Here is a 22,576-nt window from a genome sequence, read left to right on the forward strand (position 1 = left end):
CCATAACCCATTGTGGGAGTGAGCCTGCTCGCGATTGCGGTACACCAGTAACATCATTGTTTACTGATACACCGCAATCGCGAGCAGGCTCGCTCCCACATTGGATTTGTGTTGTGCTTAGCTCTGTTTTGCTGCCTTCAGGCACTTCAAATCACTGAAATCCTTCCTCACTCCCTCGATCTTCTTCAGCAATCGCTGGCGCTGTTCCGGCGTGCTTTCGGCCATCAAGTCCACAAATAACGCCCGTGCCTGGGCTTCGGTGCTGGCGTAGGCCTGGCGATAGGCGGGCGTCCACAAACTCTCGCGATTGACCAGAAGCGTCTCGATGCGCTGTGGGAATTCTGGACTCTGGCGCTGCGCAACCGCCGCACTGAACTGCTTCTGCCAATGGACGCGATTGGCGATCCATTGCGTATTCTGGTCCCCCAAGGCGTTGGACCACGCGACAACGCGTAGCTGCTGGGTTGCGCTGAGCGGGCCGAGCCAGTCATTCAGGCGTTTTTCCATACGCTGGCTGCGCGCCTTGATCTGTTGATCGAGAGACGGTTTGACGTATTGCGCCTGGCGTTTGCGCTGGTCCTTGGCGAAGGCCTCGTTCATTTCCGCAACTTGCTGGTCATTCAGCCCTTGCAACAGCTCAATGGCTGACGGGGTAATTTCCCGTGCGGTCTGGGCGATGGCCTGCTTGGCTTCCTGGACGCGGGTTTGCAACGCAGCGTCGGTGACCTGGTTGGTCTCGACCATGACCTGCAAGCGATCCAGCCAGTCGAGGTAGCCCGGCAGTTGCGTGGTGCAGTGCCAGCTCAGGTGTTCCTTGAGGCGCTCATTGAGCCAGCCTTTCTGCTCGCCGTTCATGTCCAGGTAGTCGCTGAGCGTCCACGGAATGATCACGTCGAGGTTGCGGTAGGCCAGGCCCACGCGGCTGCACGCACCGAGGGCGAGACTGAGGGTGATAACGACGGCGAGACACTTCAACCAGCGCGACATGGGCGAATCCTTTGCGAAGGCCTGGCTTTTTTAATGGGCTTCTTTATGTGAACGCAGGATGAGCCTCGCAGTTCAGCCGATCAATAAAAGGCGCGTTCGGCCTTGAGGGTGACCAGCCCATCGCATTGGCTGTTGTGCCCGGAATAGGCGGAGCAACTGTTGCCGCTCAAACTGGAATCACTGTAGATCAGGTCCAGATCGACGCCCATGAACGGGCGGGAAAGTTTCACTGACCAGTCGGTGAAATTGCCTACGTATCCACCGTCGACGGACACCGGCGTATTGAGCTGGTGGGTGGTGTATTTCATGCTGATCCCGATGCCAAACGGCTGATTGCCGCCGAGGTCGGCGAACACGGTGCTGTTCTGTTTGTCCGGGTCGTTGCTGAAGGCTGCGCCGAAACGGCTGCCCAGAAAGGTCAGGCCACCGAAAAGCTCCTGGCTGTCGAGGGTGTCCACTTTCGGGTAGCTGTAACGGATCATGCCGACTTCGTACCCGAGGGTGTTATCGAAAGGCTGTTTAAAGCCCATATAGGAGTCGACTTCAAGGTTGGCCCCAGGCGTTAAACCCATGCTCGGTGCCCATTGGCCCACGTAAAAACCGCTGTCGTGACTCAGGTCGAGACCACCGTGGAACGAGCCGGTGCTGGAAGGTTTGACCAGCCCCTGGGCCATGCTGCGGCTGGGGGTAGTGCCGAGTTTGAGATCGAAGTCGCCCAGTTCACGCTGAAAGATTTGCGCATTGGCGACCGAACACGACAGCAGGGTGCCGAGCAATAAATAGGAGGGTTTGAGCATGCGTCACTCCATGACAGCGAGGTGCAGGCACTAAAAACCTACTGAAACGCTTGATCTAGACGTGTGCAAGCATACCGGCGAATGCTCGGCATCGAGGGCCGTTCGTCGATTTTTGAAATATTGGTGTGTTTGCGGGGGTGTTGCGAGGAGGGTTCCAGTCCAAGCGCTTCGAAGCTCAAAGCGCTTAGGGACCAGGTGACGCGGCGGATCTTGGGGAAGAGTTACTTCTTGCCCAGGGTGATCTGCTTGGACGGGCCGAACGTCTGGCCGCTGACGCCTTTGGCAATTTGCTGGATCTCTCCGCCGGACTTGAGGAACGCAGCAATCTGGTTGTTGATCGATTCGCTGGTTTCAACGGCTGGAGCTGGCTTTGCTTTGCTGTTGGATGCTTTTACACGCATGGCGGCCATTAACCTATAGAAAATTAACTTGGCCAGGCATCGTACAGGAAATACTTGACAATTGCTTGGTAAATATCCCCCCGAAATACACGGGGCAGATGAAGAATTAATCACAAGTTATTATTCTGAATAGGCCTCTAAGCTGCTGTTTTAACTAAGAACGGTCGTGAAAAATTACAGTTTTCCGCCTGGCGGACAGGTGAGAGAATCGCCAGAACGGCCTGACGAGCGGCCTGGCGCGTGCGGTAAAGCCCAGGAAAATTAAGCCCTTCAGAGGATTTTCTTGCGCCACCGGGCTGGCCAGCGAACGCGGCCCGCAAAACCGGGTAGAATGCCGCCCACGCAATGAGGGTATTGGAAATGGCTTTAGTCGGGCGCTACAACAGTTTGCAAGTGGTTAAACACACTAACTTCGGTTTATATCTGGACGGTGGTGCGGATGGCGAAATCCTCCTGCCTAATCGTTATATTCCCAAAGATATTCCCAGCGAAGATGAAGACTGGCTCAACGTTTTTATTTATCTGGACAGCGATGACAAACTCATCGCAACTACCGAAAAGCCGAAAGTTCAAGTCGGTGAATTCGCCAGTTTAAAAGTCGTTGAAGTCAACAGCATCGGTGTTTTCCTGGATTGGGGCTTGCCGAAGGATCTGTTGCTGCCGTACTCCGAAGAAAAGCGTCAGATGACCGCCGGCGAGTATGTCGTGGTACACGTCTACCTCGACAAGCACACCCGCCGCATCACCGCGACGGCGCGTCTGGACCGCTACCTCGACAAGACCCCGGCCAACTACACCCCTGGCCAGGAAGTTGATTTGCTGGTTGCCGAAGCCACCGATATGGGCTTCAAGGCGATCATCAACAACAAGCACTGGGGTCTGATTCACAAGAACGAAATCTTCAAGTTCATGCGCGCCGGTAAAGAAGAGAAGGGCTTTATCAAAGAAGTCCGTGCCGACGGCAAGATCAGCCTGAGCCTGCAACCGATCGGCGAAGAAGCCGCCACCAGCCTGAACTCGAAGATTCTCGCCAAGTTGCGCGACAACAATGGCAGCCTGCCGGTCAGCGACAAGAGCGACCCGACGGTGATCAGCAGTATGTTTGGCGTGAGCAAGGGCAACTTCAAAAAGGCCATCGGTGCGTTGTACAAGAACGGCCAGATCGTTATTCACGCCGATCGCATTGAACTGAGCTGACCTCGCGCCCGCCCTCATGTGACGCGATTGCATAGGGTTGGACTGTGATGAAAAAGTCCCGGCCCTGTGTCGGGGCTTTGCTTTTTACTGTCGAGTGACTGCCATGTTTTGTGTTGTCGAGGTGTTCCGGTGAGCGCCACCCGGCGCAGTGCCGATGGGTTTGCCCTGCAAGTGATGATTGGGTTGTGCCTGATCTGGGGTGTTCAGCAGGTGATGATCAAGTGGGCGGCGCCAGACATCGCGCCGGTCATGCAAGCCGCCGGGCGTTCGGGTATTTCCGCGTTGCTCGTAGGACTGTTGATCTGCTGGAAAGGCGGCTGGGATCAAGTGGGCAACACCTGGCGCGGTGGACTACTGGCTGGCGCGCTTTTTGGCCTGGAGTTCTTCTTCATTTCCGAAGGCTTGCAACTGACCACGGCCGCGCACATGTCGGTGTTCCTTTACACCGCGCCAATCTTCACCGCATTGGGCGTTCATTGGCTGTTGCCGAGCGAGCGTTTAAGACCGGTCCAGTGGCTGGGGATATTCCTCGCCTTCGTCGGGATCGCTATCGCCTTTGCCGGCGGAGTGTCGTGGGACAACCTCGATCACCGCATGTTGATGGGCGATGCGCTGGGCGTGCTGGCTGGCGCGTCATGGGGGGCAACCACGGTGGTGGTGCGCGCTTCGCGCCTGTCGGAAGCACCGGTGACGCTGACGCTGTTTTATCAATTGATTGTCGGTTTCGTGGGGCTGTTGCTGATCGCAATCCTCAGCGGCCAAGTCACCCACGTCAGCCTGACCACCGTGGCGGTGGCCAGTGTGTTGTTCCAGGGATTGGTGGTGTCGTTCTTCAGTTACCTGACCTGGTTCTGGCTGTTGCGCCGTTATCTGGCGGCGAACCTGGCGGTGTTTTCGTTCATGACGCCGCTGTTCGGCGTCACGTTCGGCGTGGTGCTGCTGGGCGAAGAGCTGAGCTTCAACTTCGTTGTCGGCGCGGTGCTGGTGTTGTTGGGTATCACGTTTGTCAGCGCTGAGCAGTGGGTGCGCCGTCGCTTGCGCAAAGCCCTTGGGCAGCAGTGACCGGGCTTAGCAGCAAACCGCCAGCCACCAGCAAACCACAGCCAGCGAACACCAGTGCTGGCTGCAAACCACCACTGAAGTGGCTGCTCAACGCCGCCAGCAACGGTCCGCTGAGCTGGCCCACCGCAAAGCACGCCGTCAGCAGCCCTGCGTTGCGCTGGGTGGCGTGGGGCGCCAGTTCCCGGGAACGTTGCATCACCAATTGCATGCAGGCCAGGAACGGCGTGCCGCAGAGGATCACGCCCAAGGCCAGGCCTGGGCCGCTGCCCAACAAGCAAGCGAAGACCCCAGCGGCTTGCAGCCACAACGTCGCCATCAGCCAATAGCGAGTGCCCTGCGGGTGTTGTCGACGCAGACTCACCAGCACCACCCCGATGGCCGAAGCAAGACCGAAGCAAGGCCAGAACAGATCGGCCTGCCATTGGCCATGGAACTGCGCGTTGGCCATTTGCGAGAGGAAAGTGGCCGGAATGATGTAGCCCAAACCGTACAGACCATAGACCACGCCTAAACGGCCGATGCCACGATTACCCGAGCCAGCGACGCTGGGAGCGGCAGCCACGGTCGTGGCCGGCTGCGGCAGGAACGGCAGAATCCCCAGCAGCATCGCCAGCCCGACACCGGCATACACCAGCCACAAGGCTGCAGAAGTCTGCCCCAGCAGGTTCGATCCCAAGGCCAACAAGCCCGTCAGAAAAATCCCCAGACCCGGTCCGGCAAATACCAGGGCGCCAAGCCGTGGGCGACCGGCCGCCGCAGCCAACGGCTGGCTCAACGCAGTGATCATCACCAGCACCCAGGCGCTGGCCACGCCGGTGCCGAACCGCAGCACCAGATGGGACCAAAACCCGTTGGCCCAGAACGAGGCCAACGTCAGCAAGACACAGAGCCACAAACCGCCCAGCAAACGCCGGCGGACTTGCTCGGGGCGGCGAGAGAACATCGCGTCCACTGCGCCAACGAAGTAACCAAGGTAGTTGGCTGCGGCAATCAGACCGGCGGCGGTCAGGTCGATCTGACCTTCGCTGAGCAGGTGCGGCAACTGAGGCGTGAGGGCGAAACGCCCGATGCCCATGGCCATCATCAGGGCGATGAAACTGGCGAGTAAGCGAATCAGAGGGGACATGGTCTGAGTTCCAGCAGAGGATCAATGACCGTCAGGCTAGGACTGATTGACTTTCTTTTAAAATGAATAATAGTGAGTAACTTGTTCTGATTTGGAGAAAGGTGTGGAATTCAGCCAATTGCGGATTTTCCAGGCAGTAGCGGAGGAGGGTTCCATCACCCGCGCTGCCGAACGCCTGCACCGGGTGCCATCGAACCTGTCGACCCGGCTTAAACAGCTGGAAGAGCAACTCGGTGTAGAACTGTTCGTGCGTGAACGTCAGCGTTTGCAGTTGTCGCCTGCGGGAAAAGTCCTGCTGGACTACACCGCCAAGTTGTTCAATCTGCGCGACGAAGCTCAAGCGGCGGTGCAGGGCGGGCAACCGGCCGGGGACTTCGTACTCGGCACCATGTACAGCACGGCGGCGATTCATCTGCCGGGGTTGTTGGCGCGTTATCACCGCACTTACCCGGCGGTGAACCTGCAAGTGCAGTCCGGGCCAAGCGGCGAATTGCTTGAAGGTTTGCTCACCGGGCGTCTCGATGCGGCGCTGGTGGACGGTCCGCTGGAGCTGGCCGGGCTCGACGGCGTGCCGTTGTGCGATGAACGGCTGGTGCTGATCAGCGAGGCTGATCACCCGCCGATCCTCAGCGCGCTGGATGTGGAAGGGCGCTCGGTGTTCACGTTTCGGCAGGGTTGTTCCTACCGGATGCGCCTGGAAGCCTGGTTCTCCCATTACCACGCGGCCATGGGCCGGGCGATGGAAATCGAGTCTTATCCGGGGATGCTCGCTTGCGTGATCGCCGGCTCAGGCGTGGCACTGATGTCGGAGTCGATGCTCGCCAGCCTGCCGGGCCGCGAAAGCGTGGCGGTGCATCCGTTGGCTGAGCCATTTGCCAGTGCCACCACGTGGCTGATGTGGCGTAAAGGCATGGTCGGGGCGAACTTGAACGCCTGGCTTGAGCAGCAACAATTGGTCTATCCGTCGGCGCCGAGTCAGGCTCGGGCGATGGCTTGAACTATCGGTCAGGTATTTTGATCAATTCAGTAACAGATCATTGCGACTTTGGGCGAGCATTGCGTAGGACTTCGGACTATTATCAGTGCGAAGTGGCTACAGAATTTTGGCCACTCGGCACTACCCTGAAGGGGGCACCATGAAAGAGAAAATCCAAAACTGGCTGCACGACCTGGGTGTTGCGCTCGGTTTGATCGAACCGCCTCTGCAACCTGTGCCTATTCGCACTGACGACGAACAACGCCGACGCCAGCAGCGCCGCCGGTAAACGCGTCAAGGCCTCAAAGATCGCAGCCTTCGGCAGCTCCTACAGGGAGCAGTGCGAATGCTGCGATTGTCCATATACCTGTAGGAGCTGCCGAAGGCTCGGGCCGCGTTCGGACGATCTTGGCGGTCTACAGGTCAATGCCGCCCGATCGCCATTAAAAACCGGCTCAAGTCATTCGCCGTCCTGACTCTCCAGCAGGCTTCAGGCGTGCAAGCGCTGCCACTCGTCAATCATCGTGTGCAAATGTTCCCCGGAAAAACTCCCGAAATGCCCGCCGTGCACCGTGCGGATCGGCAACTCGCGCAAACGCTGCAGGCTGCGGGCGTAGTCGTCGAGGTTGGAGTGGTAGGCGTCTTCGATCAGCGGCCCGTCGTAGATGATGTCGCCGCTGAACAGGGTCTCGGTCGCGGCTTCGTACAGGCTGATGCCGCCCGGTGAATGCCCGGGCGTATGCAGCACTTGCAGCGTGCGGTTACCCAGGTCCAGCACGTCGCCTTCTTCGATCAGGCCGGTGGCTGGTGCAGCTTTGACCCGGTATTCGGCGTAGCACAACGGGCAGTCGGGATGCGCCTCGAACATCTCGTCGCCGACAAACGCCGTGCTCAGTGTGTTTTCGCCGTCCGGTGACGCGAGGATCTGCGCTTCGGCCGGGTGCACCAGCCGTTCGGGGAATTCGTGATGCCCGGCGATGTGGTCGAAATGGCAATGACTGGCCACGGCTACAAGCGGCCGTTCGGTGATCCACGGCAGTTGCTCGCGCAGGCTGACCAGCCCGGAACCGCTGTCGAGCAGCAAGTCCTTGTCGCGACCCTGAATGTGCCAGAGGTTGCAGCGATAGAAGGGGCGGATGTAAGGCTCGTGAATCAGGCGAATGCCGTCACTGAGCTGTTTCACTTCGAACCACTGATCGCGAGAAACAATCTTCATCAAAGGTTTTTCTCCAGGCGAAAAAAAACGAGTGTGGCAACCGACGCCACACCCGTCGAAGAAAGCATCAAGTCGTTATGTTCAGCTTAGGCGGCGCTGGCCACCACTGCAGGGCGAGGGGACAGCAAGCTGACCACCACGAAACTCACCAGACCCACGCCGAGGCTGTAGTAGATCGGGGTGTTGGCATCCAGACCGTCTTTGAACATGAACACCAACGCTGTGGCGAAGCCCATGCCCATGCTGGCGATAGCGCCGGCGGTGTTTGCGCGTTTCCAGAAAATCGCACCGATCAGCGGGATCAGCATGCCGCCCACCAGCAGGTTGTACGCCAGGGTCAGGGCGCTGATCACGTCATTCACGACCAGAGCGATGCCGAGTACCACGATGCCGGTCAACAGGGTGAACAGGCGGTTGATGCCCAGCGTCGACTGTTTGCCCCCGCGCAGTTTCGGCAGCAGGTCTTCGGTCAGGGTGGTGGCGGCGGCGAGCAGGCCGGCGCTGGCGGTGGACATCATGGCCGCCAGGGCAGCCGCAATCACCAGGCCACGGATACCGTCCGGCAGGGACAGTTTGACGATGGCGGCGAAGGCGTTGTTGACGTTGTCCAGGTCCGGGATCAGCACATGAGCGGCCATGCCGATCAGGGCGCAGGCCAGTCCGTAAAGGATGCAGTAGAAGCCTGCGAATGTACCGGCGACCTGAGCCACTTTGGCGCTCTTGACGGTGAACACACGCTGCCAGATGTCTTGGCCGATCAGGATCCCGAAGAAGTAGATCATGAAGTAGGTGATGATGGTGTCCCAACCAATCGTGGTGAAGCTGAAGGCGGTTGCCGGCAGTTTCAACACCAACTCATCCCAACCACCGACGCGGTACAGGCAGATTGGCAACAGGATGAACATCAGGCCCACGGTCTTGATGACGAACTGGACGATGTCGGTCAGGGTCAGGGACCACATGCCGCCGATCGCTGAATAAATCACCACCACGCCACCACCGACCAATACCGACAGCCAGAACGGCAGGTCGAACAGCACTTGCAGCACGGTGCCAATGGCCAGGATCGAGACCACGCCGATCATCAGCGCATACGCCAGCATGATCACCGCGCTCGCAGAGCGGGCCATTGGGTTGTAGCGTTTTTCCAGCACCTGGGTAACGGTGTAGATTTTCAGTTTCAGCAGCGGTTTGGCGAGGAACAGGTTCAGCGCCACGATCCCGCAACCGAGGGCCGCACAGAGCCAGAAACCGGAGATGCCATGGACGTAGCCCAGGCGCACGGTGCCGACGGTAGAGGCGCCGCCCAGAACGGTAGCGGCCATGGTGCCCATGTACAGGGTAGGACCGAGGTTACGACCGGCGACTAAAAAGTCTTCGTTGGTCTTGGCCTTGCGCATGCCGTAGTAGCCGAGTATCAGCATCGCGGCGGCGTAGATGAGTACGACGAATAAATCCAATGCCATGATGGCGTGTCTCCGATTGTCTTTTTTATGGTGAGGCTGAAATCAATCCCTGTGGGAACATCAATCCCTGTGGGAGCGTGGCTTGCCCGCGATGGGGGCGCCGCGGTCTGTCAGGCAGACCGCGTCATCGTTCATCGCGGGCAAGCCACGCTCCCACAGGTAATGCGTTGACCACAGGTAGTGCGTTTAATCAGGCGACTTGTCGCATCGCCGGTTTAGCGAGCGAATCCGTGCCCTTGCTGCGTGAATCGTTCGGACCGAACACCGCGGCCGATTCCGGGAACAGGCTCAGCAGCGCCAGGTACACCAGCGACGCCAGGCCGAGGGTGACCGGCAAGCTGATGTCGATGCCGCCGGCCAGTTCACCGAGCGGACCCACGAACTGCCCCGGCAGGTTCACAAAGCACAAGCCCACCGCAGCACTCGGGATCCAGGCACCCAGCCCACGCCAGTTCCAGCCGTGCGTGAACCAGTAACGACCACCTTTCTCGCCGCGGGTGAACACTTGCAGGTCATCCGGGCAGTAGAAGCCGCGGCGCACCAGCAGACCGATGATCATGATCACCATCCACGGGGTGGTGCAGGTGATGATCAATACGGCGAAGGTCGACACGCTCTGCACCAGGTTCGCTGCGAATCGCCCGATGAAGATGAAGGCAATCGACATCACACCGATCAGCAATGTGGCCTTGACCCGCGACAGCACACGAGGGAACACGCTGGACATGTCCAGCCCGGTGCCATAGAGCGAGGTGGTGCCGGTGGACATGCCGCCGATCACCGCAATCAGGCACACCGGCAGGAAGAACCAGCTCGGCGAGACCGCCAGCAACCCGCCGACGTAGTTGTTGGCGGCGATGTAGTCCGGCGCCTTGATCGCTACGATGGTGGCGGTGGCGAGGCCGAACAGGAACGGGATGAAGGTGGCGATCTGCGAGATCACCACGGCGGCCATGATACGGCGCTTGGAGGTGTCACGCGGGATGTAACGCGACCAGTCACCGAGGAACGCGCCGAAGGAAATCGGGTTGCTCATCGCCACCAGCGCAGCGCCGATGAAGGCCGCCCAGAAACCCGGTTGGCCCATGCTGACGGTGCCGGCGTAGTTCACATCGAACGGACCGATGAAGGCGAAGATGCCCAGCAGGAACAGCAGGCTAGCGCTCCATACCGCGATCTTGTTGACCCACAGCAGGAAGCGGAAACCGTAGATGCACACGGTCAGTACCAGGATCGCGAACAGACCGTAGGCCAGGCCCAGGGTCAGGTCGGTTTCCGGAAGACCGATCAGACGTTTGGCGCCACCGATCAGCGCATCACCCGAACTCCACACCGAGAGCGAGAAGAAGGCGATGGCGGTCAACAGCGACAGAAACGAACCGACGATCCGCCCGTGCACGCCGAAGTGCGCACCGGAAGACACGGCGTTGTTAGTGCCATTAATCGGGCCGAACAGGCCCATTGGCGCAAGGATCAGCGAGCCCAGCAATACACCCAGCACAATCGCCCAGACGCCCGCCTGAAAAGACAGGCCGAACAGTACCGGGAAACTGCCGAGTACGGCGGTAGCAAAAGTGTTGGAACCACCAAAGATCATCCGGAACAAATCCGTCGGGCCTGCGGTGCGTTCACTGTCCGGGATCTGTTCGACCCCGTAGGTTTCAATGTGCGTAAGGCTTTGGTCTTTGTTGTTGTTATTCATGATCAGCTCCGATCATAAAGGCGCGCTCATCGTGTGTGAGCGTCACCTGTTTGGCTAAGGGGTTGGCAGCCCTTCCGGCATCGCGGACAAATGTTCGTGGCAGGCCAGCCATAGGCCTTGTTGTTGTCGGCGAAACACAATCGTCTCGCGCTCCTGGCTGAAGTGTTGCTCCCCTTGCATGCGCAGCTCGGTGGCCACGTCATGGATGAAAATCGCCACGTCACCCTGGAGGCTGACGAAGGCGTTGCTCGAGGTGCACGAAAGCACCTCGAAGCCATCCTCCGAGCGCCAGGTGTCCCACAACGCCTGATAGGCATCGCGCGACAGCAGGGGCTGCTCGAGGGTGTAGAACACGAAGCTGGCGTCGGTGCTGAACGCACCGAAGTAGGCTTCGCGATCGTTACGGGCAAAGGCGGCTACCAGATCGGCAGCGGCCTGGAGTACCTGATCACGTTCGTTCACGACCAATCCTCAGCGGTGGACTACGCCAGGCAGTACGCAGAGCATTTCGTACAGCAGGTTGGCGGCCAGCAGCGAGGTGTTGCCGGTGGTGTCGTAAGCGGGCGAGACTTCTACCAGATCGCAGCCGACCAGGTCGAGGCCTTGGCAACCGCGAACGATTTCAATCGCCTGAATGGTCGTCAGACCACCGATTTCCGGGGTACCGGTACCTGGCGCCCACGCTGGATCGATGCCGTCGATGTCGAAACTCAGGTACACCGGACCGCCGCCGACTTTCTCGCGAACTTCGGCCATCAGCGGGGCCAGGGATTTGTGCCAGCACTCTTCGGCCTGAACCACGCGGAAGCCCTGGTTGCGGCTCCAGTTGAAGTCGTCAGCGGTGTAGCCCTGAGCGCGCAGACCGATTTGCACCACGCGGTCCGGATCCAGAAGGCCTTCTTCAACAGCGCGACGGAAGGTGGTGCCGTGGGCGATTTTCTCGCCGAACATGTGGTCGTTCACATCCGCGTGAGCGTCGATGTGCACCAGGCCGACCTTGCCGTGCTTCTTATGAATCGCACGCAGGATTGGCAGAGTGATGGTGTGGTCGCCGCCGAGGGTCAGGGGGATCACATTGTGTTCGAGGATCTTGTGGTAGGACTCTTCGATGATCCGTACCGCGTCCAGCAGGTTGAACGTGTTGATCGCCACGTCACCGATGTCGGCAACCGACAGCGAGTCGAACGGTGCAGCGCCGGTGGCCATGTTGTACGGGCGGATCATCACCGATTCAGCGCGGATTTCGCGAGGTCCGAAACGGGTGCCGGGGCGCAGGGACGTGCCGATGTCCAGTGGGACGCCAACGAAGGCAGCATCCAGACCGGCAGCGGTTGGCACATGGGGAAGTCGCATCATGGTGGCGATGCCGCCGAAACGCGGCATTTCATTGCCGCCCAGTGGTTGGTGAAGAATCTTGTCCACGGGTAAGGCCTCATCGTCGTTGTTTTATTTATGTCGGTTGCGCAGGTCGGGGAGACGCAGGCACCGCTGTGGGGCGATTCTGCAAAATGTAGTGGCCGGGAAGAATCGCTACGGGCAAATACTTAGTTCAGATTTTTCTAAACTAATGGTCGCGGCAGCGATAGACTCGCAGTGCTCCTGTAGCAGCTGCCGAGCACCGCGAGGCTGCGTTCGGCTGCGAAGCAGTCGTAAAACCTGAGCGCGAGGGTTTTCTGAAACACCGCATCGCCTGATTTCACGACTGCTTCGCAGCCGAACGCAGCCTCGCGGTGCTCGTCAGCTGCTACGGGTTCTATGTCTGACTGTGTTTTTGCTGGAGAGCCCCATGGCCAACGCGTTACCCGACCTGAAACTGTTGCGCATCTTCGTCAGCGTGGTTCGCCATCAGGGGTTTGCCAACGCCCAGCAAGAGCTCAACCTCTCGACCTCGGCCATCAGCACTTACATGAGCCAGCTCGAAGCCGCCCTCGGCCTGGTCCTCTGCCATCGCGGCCGCGGTGGTTTCAGCCTGACCAGCAAGGGCGAGCTGTTTCACCAGGAAACCCTGCGTCTGCTCGGCGAACTCGAAGGCTTCGAACAATACGCCGCGGCGCTCAAGGGCGAACTGCGCGGCACCTTGAACCTCGGCGTCATCGACTCGACTGTCAGCGACAAGGCCTTACCCTTCGCCGAAGCCATTGGCGCTTACAGCCAGGAACACCCGGCCGTGCATTTGCACCTCTCGGTGATGAGCCCCTACGAACTGCAACTCGGCGTGCAGGACAACCGTCTCGACCTGGCCATCGGCGCGTTCTCCACGCGCATGAGCGGTCTGGTCTACATGCCGCTGTACCGCGAGCAACACTGGTTGTATTGCAGCAGCCGTCATCCGCTGTTCACCGAGCGGCGCATTCCCGAGCAAGTCATCACTCAGCAACGCATGGTTGGCCGCGGCTACTGGAGCCAGGCGGAACTGGCACGTCACGGTTTCAAACACAGCGCGGCGACGGTGGAAAGTATGGAGGCGCAGCTGATTCTGGTGCTGTCCGGTGCCTACATCGGCTACCTGCCGGAGCACTATGCTCAGGCTTGGGCGGATAAGGGCGATTTGCGAGTGCTGCTGCCGGCGACCTTCGGTTATCAGGCGCCGTTTTCGATGATCGTGCGTCGTGGCCGCAGCCGCGAGCCGTTGATCCAGACCTTCCGCGACCTGCTCAAAGCGCAACTGAATCAGGCTTGAAAATAATGTCCAGAATCCAATGTCCTCGCTGCCTGCGCCCGCAAACCCATTGCCTGTGCCCGCTGATTCCGAGCCTCGACAGCCGCACCCGAGTGCTGTTGTTGCAGCATCCGAGCGAAGTGAACCATGCGCTGAACACCGCACGGTTGGCGGCGTTGGGGTTGAAGAATGCCGAGTTGATAGTGGGCGAGGAGTTCGAGGATTTGCCGGCATTGTTGAATCAGCCGGGTTATCAGGCGCGGCTGCTGTTTCCTGCCGATGATGCGCAGCCGTTGCAGGCTTACACGCTAAATGATCAACCGATGTTGTTGGTGGTTCCGGACGGCACCTGGCGCAAGGCGCGCAAGATGCTGCACCTCAACCCGCTGCTGGCGGCGCTGCCGAGGGTGACGTTGGCGCAGGGCGGGGTGTCGAGGTATCGATTGCGCAAAGCACCGGGGCCGGGCGCGTTGTCGACGGTGGAGGCAATTGTCCAGGCGTTGCAGACCCTCGAAGCACCGACCACTTTCGAGCCGTTGCTACGGCCGTTCGAAGCGTTGATCGAGGGGCAGATTGAGGCGATGGGGGAGGCGGTTTTTCAGCGTAATCATGGGCCGAAATAGTCGTTGTGATTGAGGGCCTCTTCGCGAGCAAGCCCGCTCCCACATTCGACCGAGTTCCTTCAGGAGAAATGCGATCAAATGTGGGAGCGGGCTTGCTCGCGAAGACGGTAGAACAATCACAGAAAATCCCGGCCAGAGACTAACGTTCGCGCATCGCCTCGGTCCGGGCTTTGAGCACCGGTTTGAGCAAGTAATCCAGCACGCTTTTCTCCCCGGTAATGATGTCCACCGTCGCCACCATCCCCGGAATAATCAGCAACGGTTTCACATCCCCGCCCAAGTGATTCTTATCCGTCCTCACCTGAATCAGATAGAAGCTGTTGCCCTTGTCATCCGTAATCGTGTCCGCGCCAATCAACTCCAGCTTCGCACTCAACCCGCCATAAATCGTGTAGTCGTAAGCACTGAACTTGACCATGGCTTTCTGCCCCGGGTGCAGAAACGCCACGTCCTGCGGCCGGACCTTGGCCTCGATCAGCAAGTTGTCTTCAATGGGCACGATTTCCACCATGTCGCTGCCCGGCTGGACCACGCCGCCGATGGTGTTGACCTTCAGCACTTTGATTATCCCGTGCACCGGCGACACCACCGTGGTGCGGGTCACTCGGTCGTCGATAGCAATGCTCGAAGCCGTGATTTTCGACAGGTCGGTGCGTTTTTCATTTAGCTCTTTCGCCGCGTCGGAGCGGAAGGATTGTTCAGACTCGTCAATCTTGCTTCTGATCTCATTGATCGCCGATTCCGCCCGGGGAATCGCCAGCGTAGTAGCGTTCAATGAGCCGCGAATCTCCACCGCGCTGCGTTTGAGGCGCAAAATTTCCACCGGCGAAACCGCCCCGGTGCCCACCAGCGGCGCGGACATGTTCATTTCTTGTTGCAGCAGCGCCAGGCTTGAACTGAATTGGCCCTGTTTGGAGCGGAACTCCGCCAGCTCCTGGGTTTTCTGCCGAAGTTGCTCACTCAGGGTGCGCTGTTCGCTGGCCAGTCGACGTTGCCGTTGCTCGTACAGCGAGCGCTCGTCTTCGGCCACTTGCGGCGCCTTGGCGATCACTTCGGGGGACAGCTTGAATGGCCGGCCTTCCGCTTCGGCCGACAGCCGTTCGACCTGCGCGATCAGCGCATAACGATCCGCCTCGCTTTCGCCCTTGTTCGACAGGAATCGAGTGTCATCGAGGCGCAGCAAGGTGTCGCCCTTGTTCACCATTTGCCCTTCGCGCACGAAGATCTCAGTGACGATGCCGCCCTCCAGGTTCTGGATCACTTGAACCTTGCTCGACGGAATCGCCTTGCCTTCGCCCATGGTCACTTCCTGCAGCACCGCAAACTTGGCCCAGACCACCGCGGTGATAATCAGCGCAGCCGCCAGCCACACGGTAATCCGCGACCAGCGTGGTGAATCCTGCAACGAGGCGCCGGCGGTTTCGGGCATGAATTCGCTTTCGGCGCTTTTGCTGAAACTGCCGAAGTAGCCGCGTGGCTTCGAATTAGAGCGCGACGCGTCGGATGATGAACGGGCCATGGCTAGCTCCTAGACAGCCGCAGAGCCGACACGGCCCTTGCGCAGTGCATCGATGACCACTTCCTTCGGACCGTCGGCGACGATCCGCCCGTTGTCCAGCACCACTAGCCGATCCACCAGGCTGAGCATCGAGGTGCGGTGGGTCACCAGCAGCAGGGTTTTGCCCTGGACCCAGCGGTGGAGTTTTTGCCGCAGAACGTCTTCGCTGCTGTTGTCCATGGCGCTGGTGGGTTCGTCGAGCAACATGATCGGCGGATCCAGCAACAACGCGCGGGCCAGCAACACCGCCTGACGTTGCCCGCCGGACAGCAGTTGTCCGCGCTCACCCACTGGCCGGTCGAAGCCTTGCGGATGCTGACGCGCCAGCTCGGTGACGCCGGTCAGTTCGGCGACTTCGAGCATCCGTGAATCGCTGATGTAGCGTGCGCCGAGGGTCAGGTTGTCGCGCAGGCTGCCGGCTAACAGCGGCAGGTCATGGGCGACGTAACCGATTTGCTGGCGCAGGTCGGCGACGTCCAGTTGCCGCAGGTCCAGGCCATCGAGCAGCAACTGGCCTTCTTCCGGTGCGTAGAAACCCATCACCAGCCGCGCCAACGTACTTTTGCCCGAGCCGCTGCGACCGATGATGCCGATCCGCTCGCCGGGTTTCACGCTGAAGCTGATGTTGGCCAGGGCCGGAGCGTTCTGGCCGTTGTAGTGGAACGTCACACTGCTGACGTCTATCGCGCCTTGCAGTTGCGTGCGTTCCAGCGGCCGTTGTTTGGCGTCGCGTTCCTGCGGCAAGGACATCAGCGCATCGGTACTTTTCATGGTCAGTTGCGCTTGCTGATAGCGCGTGATCAAACCGGCAATCTGCCCCAGCGGCGCGAGCACCCGGCTGCCGAGCATGTAGGTCGCCACCAGCGCGCCGACGCTGAGGTTGCCGGCGATGATGCTGTAGACCCCGGCGACGATGGTCGCCATGCCGGAGAATTGCTGGATGAACAGCGTGCCGTTGGTGGCCAGCGCCGAGAGGTTGCGCGCATGGCTGTCGAGGCGGGTGAGGGCGCCGTGGGTGCTTTCCCATTTGTGCTGGCGTTCGCTTTCGGCGCTGCAGGCCTTGAGGGTTTCCAGGCCGCCGAGGGTTTCGATCAGCAGCGCCTGGCGTTCGGCGCCCAGGGTCAGGCTTTTCTGTACGGTGTCGCGCAGGCGCACCTGGATCACCATCGCGAAGATGATCGTGATCGGAAACGCCAGCAACGGAATCACCACCAGCCAGCCGCCGAGCAGGCCGATCACCACCAGCATCAGCACGGCAAAGGGCAGGTCGATCAGGCTTGTCAGCGTCACCGCGGTGAGGAATTCCCGCAGGCCCTGGAAGTCATGGATGCTTTGGGCAAAACCACCAATGGTTGCCGGCCGCGCTTTCATCGCCATGCCGGTAATGCGTTCGAACAACGTGGCCGAAAGGATCACGTCGGTTTTCTTCCCGGCGGTGTCCAGCAGGTGCGCGCGGACCACCCGCAGCACCAGTTCGAAACCGGTGCCGATCAGCAAGCCGATGGACAGCACCCACAACGTCGACGTGGCCTGGTTCGGCACCACCCGGTCGTAGGTCTGCATCACGAACAACGGCACCATCATCCCCAGCAGGTTGATCAGAAAACTTGCCAGAATCGCATCACTGTACAGCCACTTCGACAGCTTCAAAGTGTCGCGAAACCACGCTTCAACCCGCGGCACCAGCGGCGAGCGCAAGTCTTCGAGTTCATGCCGTGGCCGCGCGAACAAGGCCTGGCCGCTGTAATTCTCGGCCAGTTCGTCCGTGCTGACCCATTGTTCACCGCCGTCGGCTTCGCTCGGCAAAATCAGCAACTGCCCGTCATCGCCGAAGCGTCGCAGAACGGCCGTACGGCCGTTGTTGAGGATCAGCATCACAGGCAGGTTGAGGGCGGAAATATCCGCCAGTTCACGGCGCAGCAATCGCGCCTGCAAACTGGCCCGGGCCGCTGCGCGAGGCAGCAAGTCCAGGCTCAGACGTTGCTTGTTCAGGGGCAGCCCGGCACTCAGGCTGGCGCGACTGACCGTCGCGCCGTGGAGTTTGCAGAGGATCAACAGACCGTCCAGAAGCGGGTCATCGAAGCTCAGGCGCGGATCGACACCGATGTTGCCGGGTTCCATGCTGGTCACATTGATCTCTCCACAGGCCTACTTCAGTTCAGGCAAACGGGCTTCGTTTTTTACTTCCGTGGAGGCGATCGCATCGGCGGGCAACACCACCCGTTGTTTGCTCAGCAACTGACCCATGTTCGCCAGCACGCGGTACATCGAGAACTCCTCGGTGTAGCGCACTTCGGTGTAGCGGCGGTTGGCGTTGTAGAGCTCGTTTTCACTGTCCAGCAGGTCGAGCAGGGTGCGTTGGCCGAGGCCGAACTGGTCCTGATACGCCACGCGCACACGTCGGCTGGTATCCGCGTATTCGCGGGCGGTCGGGGTTTGTTTCTTGGCATTGACCATGGCGTTCCAGGCCAGGTGAATGTTCTCGTTGAGTTGGCGCAGGGCATTGTTGCGGATGTCCATCGCCTGGTTGATCTGGTGCGCATCGGAGGCCAGGCGAGCCTTGTCGCTGCCACCGCGGAACAGGTTGTAGTTCATCACCACGCCGACTCGCCACTCGTTGTCGTGGCCTTCATCGCCCTGCACGTTGTTGTTCGCACCCACGGCAGCTTCGGCGTCGAAGCGAGGGTAGAACGGCGACTTGGCAACTTCGTACTGGCTCTCGGCCGATTGCACATCGGCCTGGGCGGATTTCAGGTACGGGTTGTTTTCCACCATGCTTTGCTGGGCTTCCTGCAGGGTGGCGGGCAGTTCGCCGCGGGTCGAGGGCGGGGCTTCGAGTTCATCGGGCAGGCGCCCCACGACGGCGTAGAAGTTCGACTCGGCATCCGCCAGATCGACTTCAGCGGTATCGAGGTTGTTTTGCGCCAGTGCCCGGCGAGCGACGGACTGGTCGGAGTCGGCGGTGCTGCCGATACCTCGTTGGGTGCGCAGACCGATCTGATCGTTGACCCGCATGTGAGCTTGCAGGTTGTTCGTGGCCAGGGTCACCAGTTCGCGGCGCTTGAGCACTTCGAGGTAGACCTCGATGGTGCGCAGGGCCAGATCCTGAGCGGTACCTTGAGCGTAATAGGCCCGGGAATTGACCACGCCTTTGGTGCGCTGGACTTCGTTGGCGGTATTGAAACCATCGAAGAGCATCTGCCGCAGACGCAATTCCGATTGGGTGTAGGTCAGGATTTCGGTGTGGTGATTGCCTAATGCCCGGGTGTTGGTGTTATCGCTGTACCCGCGCCCGTAGGCGGCATTCAGATCAACCGATGGATAAAAGCCTCCCTTGGCGACTTTCACTTGCTCATCGGCCGAGAGGCGGCTGTCTACACGCGACGCCAGCTCCGGGTGGGTCGCGATGGTGCTCTGGATTGCCTCCGTCAATGACATGGCTTGAGCCTGAGAAGTGCAGGCCATGGCCAGCAGAATTGCGCTGCAGAGGGGGGTTAATACGCGCATGGGTGCCTCTCCCTGATTCCTAATGGTGCTTATTAGTCGCCAAATATTTGACGGCATTTATAGTGAAAACCGTTTCATGCTTGTAACAACAGAGCTAAGAACATTCTGGGGGAAACCATAGAAGAATTTTTCATAAGGATTATGCCAAAAAAAACTTATGCGCTCCGCAAAATCCAGCACATTGTTCACTCCGAAAGCCCTTGATTTATGAGCGTTAGGGCGCTTAACAGGGCTTGAGGAAAGTTCAAAACCACATATCGACATAGGGCGGGGAAGTGCTGGAGGGGAGGGAAGCGGACGGTTTTGAGGTGACGGTTTTTTGTCACTTCGGTGGATCAAAACCGTTACGCATCGCTCAAAGGGCGACTTGTTGCGCAAGTGGATCCCGATGCCATTGATTGCAGAGGGTTTTTATCCCGCAGCAGACACGTCGCCCGCGAGCGGCACGCTTGGCGAGAACGGCGCCAGGGCAGCGGCTTACTTCAGGTAACCGCTGCCAGCAGGCGATTCCGCCAGGCAACCCGTTGGAGCCAGGAGCACGTTCTTCGCAAAAACAGGATGCCGACAGCGGTTGGCAGCGGAGGAAGTGCACATGGCTACGCTCATCGGTATTGTCAGTAAGGTCATTGGTCAGGTGTTCGCGGTTGCGAGCGATGGCACCCGACGCGCGCTGGTCGAGGGGGACCGGTTATTCGCCGGCGATCAACTGGCCACCGGGGCCGAAGGCGCGGTGGCAGTGCATCTGCAGAATGGCCAGGAACTGACCCTCGGGCGTGGCAGCAGTATGGAGATGACGCCTCAGTTACTCGCGCATCAGGCGCCCCATGTGGACACCGCTGAAGCGGTGACGCCGACTCAGGCGCAACTGACCGATGTCGAGCAACTGCAAAAAGCGATCGTTGCCGGCGACGACCCGACCCAGACTGCTGACGCTACGGCGGCCGGACCGGATTCGACCGGCGCGCCCGGTGTACTGGGTGGCGGCCACTCGTTTGTCATGCTTGAAGAGGTGGGCGGGCGGGTCGATCCGACCATTGGTTTTCCTACCGCAGGCTTCAACGGCATTCCCGAATTTCCCCTGGGGCGGCTGGCCGGAAACCCGGACAACGGCGATAACGGTGCAGGCGGTGCAGGCGGTGCGGGCGGTGCGGGCGGTGCAGGTGGTGCAGGCGGTTCGGGTGGTTCAGGAGGGGCAGGCGTTGTTCCTGTGGCACCGGTTGTTCCTGTAACACCGATTGTTCCTGAGGTGCCGAACAATCCGGTCACCCTCACCGGCCTGTCGGTAGCAGGGGGCGAACTGACCGTGAATGAGGCCAACCTGGCCGACGGTTCGGCCCCCAACCCTGGGGCACTGACCAAGACCGGCATGTTCAGCGTGTCTGCTCCTGACGGGCTGACCAGCCTGAGCATCGGTGGGATCAACGTGATCAGCGGTGGCGTTGCCGCAGGCTTCCCGCAGTCGATCACCACCCCATTGGGCAACACCTTGACCATCACCGGCTACAACTCGGCCACGGGAGTTGTGAGTTACAGCTACACCCTCAACGACAATGAAACCCATCCGACCGGTGACGGCGCCAACAGCATCACCGAGAATATCGACGTCGTCGCCACCGATACGGACGGCAGTTCGGCGACCGGGCAAATCAACGTCAACATCGTCGATGACCTGCCGACTGCTCATGCCGACGAGACTTCGGTCGCCGAGGGCGGCACCGTCAGTGGCAACGTGCTATGGAACGACGTCGGCGGTGCCGACGGCCTCGCCGCAGGAGGAGCGGTGATCGGCGTGCGTGCCGGTTCAGACACCTCGACCCCGGCCGTTGGCGGCCTTAACAGCCAGATCAATGGCACCTACGGTTACCTGACGCTGGACGCCAACGGCAACGCCGTCTACCACAGCAACCCGAACGCCGTGAGCGCGCCGTTGGCGGCCTTAACAGCCAGATCAATGGCACCTACGGTTACCTGACGCTGGACGCCAACGGCAACGCCGTCTACCACAGCAACCCGAACGCCGTGAGCGGCCCWGGCGCGACCGACACGTTCACCTACACCGTGCGCGATGCCGACGGYGACCAAAGCACCACCACCATCACCATCGACGTGATCAACAGCGGCATCACAGCGGTCAGCGACARCGACGTGACCGTSTACGAAAAAGCCCTCGACCTGAACCAGGACGGTCAGGATCTGGCACCCGGCACCGTTACCGGGAGCCTGCCGGGCAACACCGGCGAAACCGCCAATGGAACCTTGGTCGGTTCGGTCAGCGGCGCGGTCGGTGCAATCACCTACACCCTGGTCGGCAGCGCCACCGGCACTTACGGGCAAATCCTSCTCAATCCCGATGGCWCCTACACCTACACSCTGACCTCGSCGSCMAGCACCACGCCGCATGCGAACGACGGCGCCAACACCCTSAGCGAAAGCTTCACYTACCAAGCCACCGACTCTCTGGGCAACAGCACCACCAGCACCATCGTGGTCAAAATCGTCGATGAYCWGCCGACYGCTCATGCCGACGAGACTTCGGTCGCCGAAGGCGGCACCGTCAGTGGCAACGTGCTATGGAACGACGTCGGCGGTGCCGATGGCCTCGCCGCAGGAGGCGCGGTGATCGGCGTGCGTGCCGTCTCTGGGCAACAGCACCACCAGCACCATCGTGGTCAAAATCGTCGATGATCTGCCGACCGCTCATGCCGACGAGACTTCGGTCGCCGAAGGCGGCACCGTCAGCGGCAACGTGCTGTGGAACGACGTCGGCGGTGCCGATGGCCTCGCCGCAGGAGGCGCGGTGATCGGCGTGCGTGCCGGTTCAGACACCTCGACCTCGGCCGTTGGCGGCCTSAACASYCAGATCAATGGCACCTACGGTTACCTGACGCTGGACGCCAACGGCAACGCCGTCTACCACAGCAACCCGAACGCCGTGAGCGGCCCTGGCGCGACCGACACGTTCACCTACACCGTGCGCGATGCCGACGGCGACCAAAGCACCACCACCATCACCATCGACGTGATCAACAGCKGCATCAGCGCGGTCAGCGACAGCGACGTGACCGTGTACGAAAAAGCCCTCGACCTGAACCAGGACGGCCAGGATCTGGCGCCCGGCRCCGTYACCGGCAGTCAGCCGGTGAATACCGGCGAAACCGCCAGTGGCACGCTGGTCGGTTCGGTCAGCGGCGCGGTCGGTGCRATCACCTACACCCTGGTCGGCAGCGCCACCGGCACYTACGGGCAAATCCTGCTCAATCCCGATGTTACTCAGGCTGCATCGACTTGCTCGATTCGCC

At 60.3% G+C, this 22,576-nt stretch carries 19 protein-coding genes and 1 pseudogene; 8 read left to right on the forward strand and 12 right to left on the reverse strand.

Annotated features, from left to right (window positions below; genetic code table 11):
* Positions 1 to 117: 117 nt before the first annotated feature.
* The 3 genes from ASC74_RS17145 to ASC74_RS17155 all read right to left on the reverse strand — a co-directional run bounded on the left by ASC74_RS17145 (position 118) and on the right by ASC74_RS17155 (position 2,194).
* Positions 118 to 987 (reverse strand): DUF6279 family lipoprotein, encoded by an 870-nt coding sequence (locus tag ASC74_RS17145; protein ID WP_056742681.1) that lies wholly within the window; start codon positions 985 to 987, stop codon positions 118 to 120.
* Positions 988 to 1,067: 80 nt separating this feature from the next.
* Positions 1,068 to 1,784 carry a TorF family putative porin gene (locus ASC74_RS17150; RefSeq protein ID WP_056742683.1) on the reverse strand — a complete coding sequence of 239 codons (717 nt, stop codon included), beginning with the start codon at positions 1,782 to 1,784 and terminating at the stop codon, positions 1,068 to 1,070.
* A 221-nt stretch (positions 1,785 to 2,005) separates the two neighbouring features.
* A complete protein-coding gene (locus tag ASC74_RS17155) occupies positions 2,006 to 2,194 on the reverse strand; it encodes a hypothetical protein (protein WP_017337097.1) in 189 nt (62 codons plus the stop codon).
* A gap of 351 nt (positions 2,195 to 2,545) precedes the next feature.
* On the opposite strand from ASC74_RS17155, the gene ASC74_RS17160 reads away from it, so the two are divergent.
* Positions 2,546 to 3,382, forward strand: coding sequence for a CvfB family protein (locus ASC74_RS17160; protein ID WP_056742685.1), 837 nt, complete (start codon positions 2,546 to 2,548; stop codon positions 3,380 to 3,382).
* 129 nt (positions 3,383 to 3,511) lie between these two features.
* Complete coding sequence (locus ASC74_RS17165) at positions 3,512 to 4,444, forward strand: DMT family transporter (protein ID WP_056742687.1); 933 nt, start codon at positions 3,512 to 3,514, stop codon at positions 4,442 to 4,444.
* Here the strand turns inward: ASC74_RS17165 and ASC74_RS17170 are convergent.
* Entirely contained in the window at positions 4,389 to 5,570 is a 1,182-nt protein-coding gene (locus tag ASC74_RS17170; protein WP_056742689.1) for an MFS transporter, read from the reverse strand. The two genes, ASC74_RS17165 and ASC74_RS17170, sit on opposite strands and share 56 nt — an antisense overlap.
* Before the next feature lie 103 nt (positions 5,571 to 5,673).
* On the opposite strand from ASC74_RS17170, the gene ptrR reads away from it, so the two are divergent.
* Together ptrR and ASC74_RS32405 are read left to right on the forward strand one after the other, a co-directional pair.
* Complete coding sequence (ptrR, locus tag ASC74_RS17175) at positions 5,674 to 6,567, forward strand: putrescine utilization regulator PtrR (RefSeq protein ID WP_056742691.1); 894 nt, start codon at positions 5,674 to 5,676, stop codon at positions 6,565 to 6,567.
* Between the two features lie 139 nt (positions 6,568 to 6,706).
* Positions 6,707 to 6,835 carry a PA1414 family protein gene (locus tag ASC74_RS32405; RefSeq protein WP_007914492.1) on the forward strand — a complete coding sequence of 43 codons (129 nt, stop codon included), beginning with the start codon at positions 6,707 to 6,709 and terminating at the stop codon, positions 6,833 to 6,835.
* A gap of 201 nt (positions 6,836 to 7,036) precedes the next feature.
* On the opposite strand, the gene ASC74_RS17180 is transcribed toward ASC74_RS32405, so the two are convergent.
* The 5 genes from ASC74_RS17180 to speB all read right to left on the reverse strand — a co-directional run bounded on the left by ASC74_RS17180 (position 7,037) and on the right by speB (position 12,352).
* Positions 7,037 to 7,762 carry an MBL fold metallo-hydrolase gene (locus ASC74_RS17180; protein WP_056742693.1) on the reverse strand — a complete coding sequence of 242 codons (726 nt, stop codon included), beginning with the start codon at positions 7,760 to 7,762 and terminating at the stop codon, positions 7,037 to 7,039.
* 86 nt (positions 7,763 to 7,848) lie between these two features.
* Positions 7,849 to 9,228, reverse strand: coding sequence for a sodium:solute symporter (locus ASC74_RS17185; RefSeq protein ID WP_056742695.1), 1,380 nt, complete (start codon positions 9,226 to 9,228; stop codon positions 7,849 to 7,851).
* 190 nt (positions 9,229 to 9,418) lie between these two features.
* Entirely contained in the window at positions 9,419 to 10,930 is a 1,512-nt protein-coding gene (locus tag ASC74_RS17190; protein ID WP_056742697.1) for a purine-cytosine permease family protein, read from the reverse strand.
* Positions 10,931 to 10,984: 54 nt separating this feature from the next.
* Entirely contained in the window at positions 10,985 to 11,392 is a 408-nt protein-coding gene (locus tag ASC74_RS17195; RefSeq protein WP_008153222.1) for a YybH family protein, read from the reverse strand.
* 9 nt (positions 11,393 to 11,401) lie between these two features.
* Positions 11,402 to 12,352 carry an agmatinase gene (gene speB, locus ASC74_RS17200; RefSeq protein WP_008153224.1) on the reverse strand — a complete coding sequence of 317 codons (951 nt, stop codon included), beginning with the start codon at positions 12,350 to 12,352 and terminating at the stop codon, positions 11,402 to 11,404.
* 364 nt (positions 12,353 to 12,716) lie between these two features.
* Between speB and ASC74_RS17205 the strand changes: the two genes are divergently transcribed.
* Together ASC74_RS17205 and ASC74_RS17210 are read left to right on the forward strand one after the other, a co-directional pair.
* On the forward strand, positions 12,717 to 13,610 hold the full coding sequence (locus ASC74_RS17205) for a LysR family transcriptional regulator (protein WP_007945995.1): 894 nt from the start codon (positions 12,717 to 12,719) through the stop codon (positions 13,608 to 13,610).
* 5 nt (positions 13,611 to 13,615) lie between these two features.
* Positions 13,616 to 14,212 (forward strand): tRNA-uridine aminocarboxypropyltransferase, encoded by a 597-nt coding sequence (locus ASC74_RS17210; protein WP_056742698.1) that lies wholly within the window; start codon positions 13,616 to 13,618, stop codon positions 14,210 to 14,212.
* A 139-nt stretch (positions 14,213 to 14,351) separates the two neighbouring features.
* On the opposite strand, the gene ASC74_RS17215 is transcribed toward ASC74_RS17210, so the two are convergent.
* From ASC74_RS17215 to ASC74_RS17225, 3 genes are read right to left on the reverse strand one after another with little or no spacing between them, the layout of a single operon-like run.
* The gene (locus tag ASC74_RS17215) at positions 14,352 to 15,731 is read right to left on the reverse strand and encodes an HlyD family type I secretion periplasmic adaptor subunit (RefSeq protein ID WP_056742699.1); all 1,380 of its coding nucleotides are present in this window, start codon (positions 15,729 to 15,731) and stop codon (positions 14,352 to 14,354) included.
* Positions 15,732 to 15,740: 9 nt separating this feature from the next.
* Positions 15,741 to 17,900 carry a type I secretion system permease/ATPase gene (locus ASC74_RS17220; protein WP_056742700.1) on the reverse strand — a complete coding sequence of 720 codons (2,160 nt, stop codon included), beginning with the start codon at positions 17,898 to 17,900 and terminating at the stop codon, positions 15,741 to 15,743.
* An 18-nt stretch (positions 17,901 to 17,918) separates the two neighbouring features.
* A complete protein-coding gene (locus ASC74_RS17225) occupies positions 17,919 to 19,277 on the reverse strand; it encodes a TolC family outer membrane protein (RefSeq protein ID WP_056742702.1) in 1,359 nt (452 codons plus the stop codon).
* 592 nt (positions 19,278 to 19,869) lie between these two features.
* On the opposite strand from ASC74_RS17225, the gene ASC74_RS32700 reads away from it, so the two are divergent.
* Positions 19,870 to 21,249 (forward strand): retention module-containing protein, encoded by a 1,380-nt coding sequence (locus ASC74_RS32700; RefSeq protein ID WP_056742704.1) that lies wholly within the window; start codon positions 19,870 to 19,872, stop codon positions 21,247 to 21,249.
* Between the two features lie 14 nt (positions 21,250 to 21,263).
* A pseudogene (locus ASC74_RS32705) lies at positions 21,264 to 22,576 on the forward strand (Ig-like domain-containing protein); the annotation flags it as partial.

This window comes from Pseudomonas sp. Root329 (assembly GCF_001424925.1).
In the GTDB taxonomy this organism is placed as follows: Bacteria; Pseudomonadota; Gammaproteobacteria; order Pseudomonadales; family Pseudomonadaceae; genus Aquipseudomonas; species Aquipseudomonas arabinosi.